Below are 12,438 nucleotides of genomic sequence, written 5' to 3'. Positions count from 1 at the left end.
GAAAGGGAGGCTCTGCAGATGCCAATCCAGTTCACCACGGACGACAGCCCAGGCCACCGTCGGCTTGCGCTTTGGCAGGATATCGTCTGCGACGTCTTCGTCGGGCTCGACTGCAAGTCCGATCTTGGCAGCGCCTTTCGCGGCTCGGTCACCCGGGCGTCACTGGGCAAGGCGGAATGCTCCGAGGTCTGCTCCGACCGTCAGCACGTGTTGCGCACGCCGTCGCGCATCGCGCGCTCGGATCAGGATTTCATCCTGATCGCGCTCGGCAATCGCGGCGCCGGCGCCGTGGTGCAGGACGGGCGCGAGGCGGTGGTGCATCCGGGAGAGTTTGCGCTCTATGACACCACCCGGCCCTACGAGCTGAAATTCGACGGCACCTTCACGCAGACCATCTTCAAGGTGCCGCGCGAGATGCTGCAGCGCCGGCTCGGTGCGACTGAAACCCTAACCGCCAGCGCTTTCGGACCGGACTCGCCACTGCAGCGGATCGCCTACGATTTCATCTACCGGCTCTGCCAGAGCGCGGATCAGATCGATCCGCACCACGCCGCCGCTCTGTCGGAACAGGCCGTCGATGTCCTGGCGATGGCGCTGGGGGAGCGGCTGGGCAAGACACCGCTGCCGTCCTCGACGCATCGCTCCGCCCTGCTCTACCGATTGAAGGCGCACATCCGGGCTCATCTTGCCGATCCCGATCTCTCACTGTCCGAGACCGCGGCGGCACTCGGCATCTCGTCCCGCTATGTCAACGATCTCCTCGCCGACGAGGACACCTCGTTCCAGCGCTACGTGCTGGGTGAGCGCCTCGCTCAATGCAGGCGCGACTTCGCCTCCCCCGTGCTCGCGCACCGCCACATCAGCGAGATCGCCTTCGCCTGGGGCTTCAACGACCTCTCGCATTTCGGCCGCGTCTTCCGCGAGCATTTCGGGATGTCACCGCGCGACTTCCGGCAGAGCCAGTCGCGGCATTGACGTCCGGGCAGCCAATGGCCCGAGCCTTCGCTTCAGGCGAAGGCCATGCTCGTGAATTCCAGATTGTCAGGTGCTGCCGTCGGGATCAGGCTCTGCACATGAGAACCAACGCCACCATAAGCGGATCGGAGGTCTTGCTCGGCGTGATCGCGATCCGACTCGCGGTGCTGGTCGTGGTGGGCTGGGGTCTGACGGTCCTGCCGCGGCAGGCGCACGAAGGCGAGGCCGCCTGCCTTCCCTCACCAGCAACGAGGGACGCCGCTCGGCTTCCGACAACGGCGGCCGGCCCGCGCGTGACTGACGCAGCATTCGATGACATGCGTCTGCACGACTAGGCCGTTTCCCAGCAAGGCCGGTATGTGAGCGCGGCGTAGGACACTGCGCACGCTTGCTTTACCATCCTGCACAGAGGTCGCGGGGATCAATCAGCGGCCAGCCGAGGAGCAAATCGATGGAATACCGACGCTTGGGCCGCTCGGGCCTCATGGTGCCCGCCTTGAGTCTTGGGACCGGCACCTTCGGCGGCGTGGGACGCCTCGCCGCGTGGGGCGCGACTGACGCGACCGAAGCGCGGCGCCTTCTGGATATCTGCCTCGATGCCGGCGTGTCGATGTTCGATACCGCGAACGTCTATTCGCTCGGCGAATCCGAGCGCGTTCTCGGCGAGGCCATCAAGGGCCGCCGCGACAAGGTTTTGGTCTCGACCAAGGCGACGTTCCGCTTCGGCGACGGCTCCAACGACATTGGGTCGTCGCGACAGCATCTGCTCACAGCCATCGATGCTTCGCTGAGCCGGCTCGGCACCGATTACATCGACCTGTTCCAGCTTCACGGCTTCGACGCCTTCACCCCTCCTGAGGAGGTGCTCGCGACGCTCGACGTGCTCGTGCGCGCCGGCAAGATCCGCTACGTCGGCGTGTCGAACTTTTCGGGCTGGCACCTGATGAAATCGCTTGGCGTTGCCGACAAGCATGGCTTCCCGCGTTACGTCGCCAACCAGACCTATTATTCACTGATCGGGCGCGACTACGAATGGGAGCTGATGCCGCTCGGCCTCGACCAGGGCCTCGGCGCAGTGGTCTGGTCGCCGCTCGGATGGGGACGCCTCACCGGAAAGATCCGCCGCGGCCAGCCAAAGCCTGACGTAAGCCGCCTGCCCAAGACGGCCGAGTTCGGTCCACCCGTGCCGGACGAGCACGTCTACCGCGTCGTCGATGCGATCGACGAGGTCGCCAAGGAAACCGGCAAGAGCGTCTCGCAGATCGCACTGAACTGGCTGCTGCAGCGTCCGACCGTCTCGACGCTGATCATCGGCGCGCGCAACGAGACGCAGCTGCGCGAAAATCTGGGCGCTGTCGGCTGGTCGTTGACCCAGGACCAGATTGCAAAGCTCGACGCGGCAAGCAAGGTGACATTGCCCTATCCTTACTGGCACCAGCGCACCACCTTCACCGACCGCAATCCGCCGCCGGTGTAGCGACCGGCGCCGGCGCAGTCCGGCGTGAGCTGCATCAAGCCGGACTGCGCCGACAGTGTCATCGTGCGCACCCGCGAGGGCCGCCCAATGCGCCGATTTGCCATGAAGGCCCTGTTCACCGCTCTCAATCTCAACCGCGCCGAGCGGAGCGGAATCGATTGGGACCGCATCATCCTGATCGTCTCGACCGCGGTGACGGTTGGGCTCGTCGCGCTCTACGTGTTCGGGAAGTCGACCTCGCGCTGGTGAGCCCGCGAAGGCCGTGCCGACCCATGCCCGCGGTGCCGGTGGACCCGCGCCCGGCGCAGGAACCGCCCGTATCCTGCCGGGTTGCGATGCATCTCGCAATTTCCTAACCCGGAGACGAACCACGGCTCGAATCAAGCACGCCGCCATCATGTCGCCAGCCCCCATGGAGCACGCCGACGGCCTGCCGCAGCCGCAGCGCAGCCAGGCGGTCCTCACCATTGCGCTCGGCATCATCATGGCAGTGGTCGACAGCGCCATCGCCAATGTCGCGCTGCCGACGATCGCGGCCGACCTCGACGCCAGCCCGGCGTTTTCGATCTGGATCGTCAACGGCTACCAGCTCGCGATCACGATCTCGCTGCTGCCGCTGGCTTCGCTCGGCGAGATCGTCGGCTATCGCCGCGTCTATCTGGTCGGGCTGGTGCTGTTCACGCTTGCCTCCGCATTCTGCGCGCTGGCGCACACGCTGCCGCTGCTCACGATCGCACGCATCGTGCAGGGGTTCGGCGCGGCCGGCATCATGAGCGTCAACGCGGCGCTGGTGCGTTTCACCTACCCACGTAGCCAGCTCGGCCGCGGCATCGGGCTCAACGCCCTCGTCGTTGCTTTCTCGGCCGCGGTCGGCCCGACGCTCGCCGCCGGTATCCTCGCGTTCGGCAGCTGGCCCTGGCTGTTCGCTATCAACGTCCCGCTCGGAGTGGTGACATTGGTACTGGGCCTGCGCAGCCTTCCGCACACTAGGCCTGCGAGCCATTCCTTCGACTGGCAGAGCGCGGGGCTGTCCGCGATCACTTTCGGCGTCGGCATCGCGGCCGTCGACAGCGTCGGTCATGGCGAAGCGGCGATCACCTGTCTCGTGCAGTTCGCCATCGCGCTCGTCGCCGGCGCGCTGCTGATCTACCGCGAGACCCACATGGCCTCGCCGCTGCTGCCGATCGACCTGTTGCGGATCCCGGTGTTCGCTCTGTCGATTGCGACCTCGATCGCCTCGTTCTGTGGGCAGATGCTGGCCTTCGTCGCGATCCCCTTCTACCTCCAGAGCCGCTTCGGCTATTCGGCGGTGCATATGGGCCTCTTGATCACGCCATGGCCGATCGCGGTCGCGTTCGCAGCCCCCCTGGCCGGTCGCCTGGTCGAGCATTATCCGGCCGGCCTGCTCGGCGGCATCGGCCTCACGCTGTTCGCCTGCGGCCTCGCTGCGCTCGCCTTGTTGCCGGCGGCGCCCACGCCGCTCGACGTGATCTGGCGGATGGCGCTGGCCGGCGCCGGCTTCGGCCTGTTCCAGACCCCCAACAACCGCACCATGATCGCGGCCGCCCCCCGCGAGCGTGCCGGCGGCGCCAGCGGCATGCTGGGGACGGCGCGGCTGCTCGGCCAGACCACCGGCGCAGCGCTGGTGGCGCTGTTCCTCGGCCGCTATCCGATCGAGGGAACCCGGATCGCGTTGCTGACCGGCGTCGGCTTCGCGCTCTGCGGCGCGGCGCTGAGCATGTTGCGGCTGTCGCCCGCGGGAGCGCGCGGCGCCGAGCATGTTCGGGTGCAGGACGACCAGCGTCTGCGCGGCGAATAGCGCACGACCATTTGGGAAGGCCGATTTCGGCTGCGTCCTCCGCGCCTCACATCTTCACTATCTCGGTGCGATATTTCGGCAGCAGTGCTGCGATCAGCTTGCCTTTCTCGGCCATCTCTTCCGGGGTCGGCTTCGGCGGTGGCGATGTGCGGCCTTCAACGGGAAAGCCAACCGCCAGGAAGAATTCGTCCTGTCCCGCTGGCGTGCACATGCAGAGCATACGGGCCGTCTTGCCGGACACGTTCTTGAACGCGTGCGGCGCGTTGGCCGGAACGTTGACGGTCGACCCGGCACTTACGGTGTGGGACTTACCGCGAAAGGTGAATTCAAGTTCGCCTTCGAGCAGCGTGAACATTTCCTCGAAGTCGTGGCGGTGCGGCGGGGGCCCGCCGCCGGCGGGCACCAGCATGTCGACCAGGCAATAGCGTCCTGCGGTCTGCGCGCCCGACACCAGGACCGTGTAGGTGCCGCCGGCCACAGAGATATGCGGCACGTCAGCGCCGTCGGGATCGGCGACCGTCAGGGCACGGCCGGGATCGTCGGCGGGGATCGAGGAAGCCGACGACGAGTTTGCAGAAGGCGTGTTGGTCATACGGGATATTCTTGCTTATATTTGACTGCCCATAAGAAAGGCCGGCTTCTCAGCCGGCCTTCTCAATTCTTCGCGTGCAGATCAAACCTTGACCAGCGGGCTCTTGGTCGGCCCCTTCGAGCCGCCGGGGCCACCGGGCTTGGACTTGCCCGGCGGGCGCTTGCGGGCACCCGGGAGCTTCTCCTGCTTCGGCGTGACCGGACCCTCGACGAACTCGAAGCCGATCTTGTCCTTGGTCTCGTCGGCCTCGTCCTTGACCAGAACGACGCGGACATGGCCGCCACCCTTGAGCTTGCCGAACAGCACCTCGTCGGCCAGCGGCTTCTTGATGTGCTCCTGGATCACGCGAGCCATGGGACGTGCGCCCATCTGCTCGTCGTAACCATGCTTCACCAGCCAGGTCTTGGCGGGCTCGGACAGCTCGATGGTGACATCGCGATCGCCGAGCTGCGCCTCGAGCTGAAGCACGAACTTCTCGACCACTGTACCGATCACCTCGACGCTGAGATGGCCGAACGACACGACGGCATCGAGACGGTTGCGGAATTCCGGCGCGAACTGCCGGTTGATCGCCTCGTGGTCGTCGCCTTCCCGTTTCGAGCGCGTGAAGCCGAACGCCTGCTTGGCGAGATCGGACGCGCCCGCATTCGTGGTCATGATCAGGATCACATTGCGGAAGTTGACCTGCTTGCCGTTGTGGTCGGTGAGCCGGCCGTGATCCATGATCTGGAGCAGCACGTTGTAGAGATCGGGGTGCGCCTTCTCGATTTCGTCGAGCAGCACCACGCAATGCGGATGCTGATCGACGCCGTCTGTGAGCAGGCCGCCCTGGTCGAAGCCGACATAGCCGGGAGGCGCGCCGATCAGGCGCGACACGGTGTGCCGCTCCATGTATTCGGACATGTCGAAGCGCAACAGCTCGACGCCGAGCGACGCCGCGAGCTGTTTCGCGACCTCGGTCTTGCCGACGCCGGTCGGACCCGAGAACAAATAGCAGCCGATCGGCTTCTCCGGCTCGCGCAGGCCGGCCCGCGCCAGCTTGATCGAAGCGGCGAGCGACTCGATCGCCTTGTCCTGACCGAACACGGTACGCTTCAGGGTCTGCTCGAGATGCTTGAGCACCTCGGCATCGTCCTTCGACACGCTCTTCGGCGGGATCCGCGCCATCGAGGCGATCGTGGTCTCGATCTCCTTGATGCCGATGGTCTTCTTGCGCTTGTTCTCGGCGACCAGCATCTGCGCCGCGCCGGATTCGTCGATCACGTCGATCGCCTTGTCCGGCAGCTTGCGGTCGTGGATGTAGCGCGAAGAGAGCTGCACCGCAGCCTCGATCGCCTCATTGGTGTATTTCAGCCGGTGGTAGTCTTCGAAGTACGGCTTGAGGCCCTTGAGGATCGCGATCGCGTCCTCGACCGTCGGCTCGTTGACGTCGATCTTCTGGAAGCGCCGCACCAGCGCGCGGTCCTTCTCGAAGTGCTGGCGGTATTCCTTGTAGGTGGTCGAGCCCATGCAGCGGATCGTGCCGGAAGCGAGCGCGGGCTTGAGCAGGTTCGAGGCATCCATCGCCCCGCCCGACGTCGCGCCCGCACCAATTACGGTGTGGATCTCGTCGATGAACAGGATGGCGTTGGGATGGGCCTCGAGCTCCTTCAGCACCTGCTTCAGGCGTTCCTCGAAGTCGCCGCGATAGCGCGTACCGGCGAGCAGCGTGCCCATGTCGAGCGAGAACACGGTCGCAGCCGCCAGCACCTCAGGCACCTCGCTGTCGACGATGCGCTTGGCAAGCCCCTCCGCGATTGCGGTCTTGCCGACGCCGGCCTCGCCCACGAACAGCGGATTGTTCTTCTGGCGGCGGCACAGCACCTGGATCGCGCGGTTGATCTCGGAATTGCGCCCGATCACCGGATCGATCTTGCCGTCGCGCGCCTTCTTGTTGAGGTTGACGCAATAGGTCTCGAGCGCCTCGCCCTTCTTCTTGGCGTCCTCGCTGCCCTTGGTCTCCGTCTCCTCGTCGACACCGCGCACCGGCCGCGCCTCGGAGACGCCCGGCCGCTTGGCGATACCGTGGCTGATATAGTTGACGGCGTCGTAGCGCGTCATGTCCTGCTCCTGCAGGAAATACGCGGCATGACTCTCGCGCTCGGCAAAGATCGCGATCAGCACGTTGGCGCCGGTCACCTCTTCGCGACCGGACGACTGCACGTGGATCACCGCGCGTTGGATCACGCGCTGGAACCCTGCGGTCGGCTTGGCGTCGTCGGCGCCATCCGTCACCAGGTTTTCGAATTCGGTCTCAAGATAATTGACGAGGCTCGTACGGAGCTTGTCGAGGTCGACGCTACAGGCGCGCATGACGGCGGCTGCATCGGAGTCGTCGATCAGGGAGAGCAGGAGATGCTCGAGCGTCGCGTATTGGTGATGACGCTCGTTTGCGATCGCCAGTGCACGATGCAGGGATTGTTCAAGGCTTTGGGAAAAAGTCGGCATTCGCGTCCTCTATGGCCCCCACCATCATGATCGCCATCGCCCGGTCAGGCAACAACAACCTTTGTCACATATAGTTATACAAGATCGCGGCGAAAGACCGGTTCCGCGACTCAGGCGGCTGCACAGCTGCGGTATTCTTCGATGCAAAACCCGTTCCGGTTTGGGCACGATCGGCACCGGTCCGAAATTCCGTAGTTTTGCCCTCTGCAACGAACATCGCGCGTAGACATCACGCGGCAATCACACTGCGACTTGCACAAGAACCGGCTTCGAACGCGCCGTAACGTGTTGTGTCTTACTTCTTTTCCATCACGCATTGCAGCGGATGCTGGTGCTTGCGAGCGAAATCCATCACCTGCGTCACCTTGGTCTCGGCGATCTCGTAGGTGAACACGCCGCACTCCCCGATCCCGTGATGATGAACGTGCAGCATGATCTTGGTTGCAGCCTCAGCGTCCTTCTGGAAGAATTTCTCCAGCACATGAACGACGAATTCCATCGGCGTGTAATCGTCGTTCAGGATCAGCACACGGTACAGGTTCGGCCGCTTGGTCTTCGGCTTGACCTTGGTGATGACGGACGTGTTTGGCGCGGAAGGACCGCCGGAACGGTTCTCGTCGTTGCTCATCAGGGCAGCGTGGGCGGCGGCGGCCGCGGACGGATCTGGTCTGGAAGACAGTTGCGGCATGGCTCAGGCGTTCAAATTCCCCACGGAAGCGTATGACGGTTCGCCGCGCAGCCCCGGCCTTCGGAGCTTCGCACAGGCGTACCGCCTTGTTGGATCGCCGCTTCCAGCCGGTCCGGTCCAAGCCGGATCGGCCTCACCGAATATGGGCCTGCCCCCGGCTCGCCGCAAGCGTGCGACAGCTCGGCCGATGCTGGCATGGCGGTCCCGATTCCCGGTCCGGGCGATCCTCACCAAGGTTAATCAATCCGGACTGATTTGACAAAAGCTTCCGCCCCACCGGTTTAGAAGATGTTGACCAGGAACCCGGCCGTAACGCGGCTGCAGCCGCTTCGCGCGGGTTAGCTCCGGTTTTCTACGGACCAATTTACCCTGCGTTCAATGGCGTGGCGCGAAAACGGGCAAAGCCACAGATTTCCGGGAATCGTCATGTCTCGCGTGCCCCTCGTCAGCCGTATTGTTGGTCGGCACCTCTCCCGGTTTGCAGCGGCCGAACAAGGCAATATCGCCGTGATCTTCGCCATCGCGCTGCTCCCGGTTTTGGGCTTCGTCGGAGCTGCAATCGATTACAGCCGCGCGGCCCAGGCTCGTTCCGCAATGCAGGCGGCCCTCGATTCCACGTCGCTGATGGTCTCCAAGGATCTGTCGTCCGGCACCATCACGACGTCGCAGATCAGCACCAAGGCGCAGGCTTATTTCAATGCCCTGTTCACTGCTACCAACGCCCTGCCGTCGGTCAGCATTGCGGCCACGTACACCGCAAGCACCAGCATGGGCTCCACCATCCAGGTCACCGGCACCGGCACCTACACGACCGCCTTCATGAAGGTCGCAGGTTTCCCGACACTCGACGTCGGCGCCGATTCTACCAGCGCCTGGGGCCTGGTGCGCATGCGCGTGGCCTTGGTGCTCGACAACACGGGCTCGATGGCTGACGACGGCAAGATGGCGGCGATGCAGACCGCCGCGAAGAGCCTGGTCGACCAGCTCAGCCCGCTCGCCAAGTCCAATGGCGACGTCTACATCTCGATTGTTCCGTTTGCCAAGGACGTCAACGTCGGCGCCAGCAACTACAATAAGTACTGGGTCGATTTCAGCGATTGGGACGCGGCCCGCGGCACCAGGTCCGCCAACCACAACACCTGGACGGGATGCGTGGTCGACCGCGACCAGGACTACGACACCAAGAACACGACGCCCACGAGCGGCAATGCGGGAACGCTGTTCCCGGCCGAACAGTACTCCTACTGCGAAACCGGCAGTTCGTCCTATCTGCAGCCAATCATGCCGCTGAGCTACGACTGGAACTCACTCAAGAGCCGTATCGACGCCATGAAGCCCACCGGCAACACCAACCAGGGCATTGGCCTCGCCTGGGGCTGGATGACACTGTCGACCGGCGATCCCATGAACGCGCCGGCCAAGGACACCAACTACACCTACAAGGACGCGATCGTGCTGCTCTCCGACGGTCTCAACACGCAGAACCGCTGGTACAGCAACGCCTGGCAAATCGACGCGCGGCAGAAGAAGCTGTGCGACAACGCCAAGGCGGCGAACATCACGATCTATACGGTGCAAGTGAACACCGGGAGCGATCCGACGTCCAGCGTGCTGCAATATTGCGCGAGCGGCACCGAAAAATTCTATCTGGTGACGAAGGCCGATCAGACCGTCTCGGTGTTCAAGGACATCGGCACGTCGTTGTCCAAGCTGCGCGTGGCGCGCTGAGATCGACACGCCGCGACACAAAAAAAGCCCGGCTGCTGCAGCCGGGCTTTTGATTCCAGGACGTCAGGAAGCGTTAGCTGGCGGCCGGAGTGAACTTCGACACGATGGTCTCGACCGGCTTGAACGCCTGCTTGGCGAGGTCGCTATAGAGGCCGGCGATCTTCTGCGATTCCGCGACGAAGGACTCGTAGGCGGAACGGGCGAATTCGGTCTGCGCTTCGACGGCCTTGTCCAGCGACTTCACGCCGGAAAGCTTCTCGACGAAGGACTTGGTGTCTTCGAACGACTTCTTGGTGTAGTCGCCATAGGCGCTGGCGATCGCCTGAAGGCCGTGCTGCATCGAGGTCGCGGAGGCGACGTACTGCTCGAAATGCTCTTTCCCGTAGCCTTGAAAGTCTTCAACCTTGAACATTCGGAATCCTTTTCCCTAGCTCTTGTCGGGAAGCCCCGGCTCCCTGACTCTGCTCACAATTAGTGCAACGCACAAAAAAGTCAAGAATTTTGTGCGTCGCACAAAATTGCGTGCAAAATCGCAGAAATTCCCGGGGTTTCCCGCAATGGTTCCTTAAGCTTTTGGAAACCGCGGCCCCCTACTTTGATTCCCTGGACGTGTTCAGCTTCCACAAGCGGCCGAAAGCCGTTGGAGAACATCACCTTAGCCAGAACAGCGGCTCAGGCCCAACGTCCCCCGCGGCGAACACCTGCGGAGGACAGCCTGAGCAGGTAATGATCCCGGGTCCCTTGGGCACAATTTCGCCTCACGAGCCGGTGATCAAGTCAGAAACGGGGACGGGGTTTCATGCTTCGTAAAAACTTGTCTTCCTCGCGCTTGGCGCGGGTTGGCGTTTTTGGGCTTCTTGCGGTCACCAGTGCAGTCATCTTCACCACAGATGCTGCCGAGGCGCGGCGCCACCGGCGTCACACCGCGCACCACCGCGTGCAGCGCGATGTGTCCGAGAGTTCCAGCCCGAAATTCGCGTCGATCATCGTCGACGGCAATTCCGGCTCCGTGCTTCAGGCAACGAGCCCCGACGGGATCCGGCATCCGGCCTCGCTGACCAAGATCATGACGCTTTATTTGCTGTTCGAGCGTCTCGAGTCAGGGAAGATGAAGCTCGACACCGAGATGCCGGTGTCGCAGCACGCCGCCGATCAGGATCCGACCAAGCTGAACCTGCGTGCCGGCCAGACCATCCGCGTCGAGGACGCGATCAAGGGTCTCGTCACCCGCTCCGCCAACGACGCAGCCGTTGTGATCGCGGAAGCGATCGGCGGCGACGAGGACGACTTCGCCCAGATGATGACGCGCAAGGCGCGTTCGCTCGGCATGTCCAGGACGGTTTACCGCAACGCCAACGGCCTTCCCAACGACGAGCAGGTCACGACCGCGCGCGACCAGGCCACGCTCGGACGCGCCATCCAGGAGCGCTTCCCACGCTACTATCGCTATTTCGCGACCTCGACGTTCAACTGGCGCGGACAGTCGATCCGGAACCACAATCATCTGCTCGGCAATGTCGAGGGCGTGGACGGCATCAAGACCGGCTACACCCGCGCCTCCGGCTTCAATCTCGTGACCTCGATGCGCCGCGGCAATCGCCACCTGATCGGCGTCGTGCTGGGCGGCCGTAGCGGCGGTTCACGCGACGCCATCATGCGCAACCTGCTCGCGGAGAACCTCGATAAGGCCGTGACCACCCATACCGTCGTCGCGGTCACCGAACGCAACAGCTCCGACGCGGCTGCCGAGATTGCCGATGCGTCGGATACCCCGGCCCGTTCCGCTCCGCAGGTCCAGGCGTCGGCTGCCCCTGCTCCCGATGCAGCCCCGTCGCGTCTCGCCGCGCGCCTCTCGACGCTTGCGGCTGCGACTGCCGCGGTGCCGCCGGCTCAGCCCAACAGGCCTGAAGTTCGGCCGACAGAATCCAAGATCGAGCCTGCGCCGCTCACCAATGGCGTGATCTTGAGCCAGCCGCTCTCGATCATCCCCGGCTCGTCCGAGCCGATGAAGCCGGTCCGGGTCAAGACCGTCCAGGTCAAGGCCGGCGCGGTGAAGGTCGCCTCCGCCGCCCCGGCTCAGATCGCACCGCAGGTCACGAGCACGGTCGCGTCGCGCTCCGACGTCGCCGAAACCTCGGGCGCCGTGGTCGCCCGTGCAGACCTTATCAACAAGCCCGAGGTCGTCAGCCAACCGGAAGCTCCGAGGGCCGAGATCGCCCGTACCGAGCTGCCGCGGCAGCCGGCGGGCTTCGGCAGCGGCAACGGCATCCTCGGCGTATTGCCGGCCGCCACTGCCGCCGCACCCGCCCCGGCTGCTGCGAAGCTCGCGTCAGCCGACCCGGCGCTGCAGCCGATCCAGATGAGCGCCACCACGAAGCCGGTCGTCACCCATAGCGGCTGGATCGTCCAGGTCGGCGCGCTCGAGAGCGAGAACGAAGCCCAGCAGCGCATCGACGCGGCGCGCAGCTCGGCTCGCGGCCTGCTCAGCAAGGCCGACCCGTTCACCGAGCCGGTCGTCGCGAAAGACAATCGCAAGCTCTACCGCGCCCGCTTCGCCGGGCTCGACCGCGACCAGGCCGAAGCCGTGTGCCGCACCCTGAAGCGCGCCGATATCTCCTGCATGACCGTCCGCAACTGATCTTTCGCATCGCTCCAATGAAAATGCCCGCGCC

At 64.4% G+C, this 12,438-nt stretch carries 11 protein-coding genes; 7 read left to right on the top strand and 4 right to left on the bottom strand.

Annotated elements, in window-relative coordinates; translation table 11 throughout:
• Positions 1–18 precede the first annotated feature (18 nt).
• The 5 genes from AC0L3S_RS01625 to AC0L3S_RS01605 all read left to right on the top strand — a co-directional run bounded on the left by AC0L3S_RS01625 (position 19) and on the right by AC0L3S_RS01605 (position 4,271).
• On the top strand, positions 19–975 hold the full coding sequence (locus AC0L3S_RS01625; protein WP_473277889.1) for an AraC-like ligand-binding domain-containing protein: 957 nt from the start codon (positions 19–21) through the stop codon (positions 973–975).
• Positions 976–1,073: 98 nt separating this feature from the next.
• The gene (locus AC0L3S_RS01620) at positions 1,074–1,310 is read left to right on the top strand and encodes a hypothetical protein (RefSeq protein WP_473277888.1); all 237 of its coding nucleotides are present in this window, start codon (positions 1,074–1,076) and stop codon (positions 1,308–1,310) included.
• A 116-nt stretch (positions 1,311–1,426) separates the two neighbouring features.
• On the top strand, positions 1,427–2,452 hold the full coding sequence (locus AC0L3S_RS01615) for an aldo/keto reductase (protein ID WP_473259494.1): 1,026 nt from the start codon (positions 1,427–1,429) through the stop codon (positions 2,450–2,452).
• 24 nt (positions 2,453–2,476) lie between these two features.
• Entirely contained in the window at positions 2,477–2,701 is a 225-nt protein-coding gene (locus AC0L3S_RS01610; RefSeq protein ID WP_473277937.1) for a hypothetical protein, read from the top strand.
• A 148-nt stretch (positions 2,702–2,849) separates the two neighbouring features.
• Positions 2,850–4,271: an MFS transporter gene (locus tag AC0L3S_RS01605; RefSeq protein WP_473277886.1), complete on the top strand. Its 1,422-nt coding sequence runs from the start codon at positions 2,850–2,852 to the stop codon at positions 4,269–4,271.
• 46 nt (positions 4,272–4,317) lie between these two features.
• On the opposite strand, the gene AC0L3S_RS01600 is transcribed toward AC0L3S_RS01605, so the two are convergent.
• From AC0L3S_RS01600 to clpS, 3 genes are all read right to left on the bottom strand, one after another.
• The gene (locus AC0L3S_RS01600) at positions 4,318–4,863 is read right to left on the bottom strand and encodes a cupin domain-containing protein (RefSeq protein ID WP_473259487.1); all 546 of its coding nucleotides are present in this window, start codon (positions 4,861–4,863) and stop codon (positions 4,318–4,320) included.
• Positions 4,864–4,944: 81 nt separating this feature from the next.
• Entirely contained in the window at positions 4,945–7,350 is a 2,406-nt protein-coding gene (clpA, locus tag AC0L3S_RS01595) for an ATP-dependent Clp protease ATP-binding subunit ClpA (RefSeq protein ID WP_275167959.1), read from the bottom strand.
• A gap of 295 nt (positions 7,351–7,645) precedes the next feature.
• Positions 7,646–7,978, bottom strand: a complete 333-nt coding sequence (clpS, locus tag AC0L3S_RS01590) for an ATP-dependent Clp protease adapter ClpS (RefSeq protein ID WP_018455182.1) — start codon at positions 7,976–7,978, stop codon at positions 7,646–7,648.
• 486 nt (positions 7,979–8,464) lie between these two features.
• On the opposite strand from clpS, the gene AC0L3S_RS01585 reads away from it, so the two are divergent.
• Entirely contained in the window at positions 8,465–9,766 is a 1,302-nt protein-coding gene (locus tag AC0L3S_RS01585; RefSeq protein ID WP_473277885.1) for a vWA domain-containing protein, read from the top strand.
• A gap of 73 nt (positions 9,767–9,839) precedes the next feature.
• Here AC0L3S_RS01585 and AC0L3S_RS01580 read toward each other — a convergent pair whose 3' ends face one another.
• Positions 9,840–10,178, bottom strand: a complete 339-nt coding sequence (locus AC0L3S_RS01580; RefSeq protein WP_007603238.1) for a phasin family protein — start codon at positions 10,176–10,178, stop codon at positions 9,840–9,842.
• A 387-nt stretch (positions 10,179–10,565) separates the two neighbouring features.
• Here AC0L3S_RS01580 and AC0L3S_RS01575 point away from each other — a divergent pair, with 387 nt between their 5' ends.
• The gene (locus AC0L3S_RS01575) at positions 10,566–12,404 is read left to right on the top strand and encodes a serine hydrolase (RefSeq protein WP_473277884.1); all 1,839 of its coding nucleotides are present in this window, start codon (positions 10,566–10,568) and stop codon (positions 12,402–12,404) included.
• Positions 12,405–12,438 lie beyond the last annotated feature (34 nt).

Source organism: Bradyrhizobium sp. Ken01 (assembly GCF_055807355.1).
This window is presented reverse-complemented; position numbering and strand designations above follow the sequence as displayed.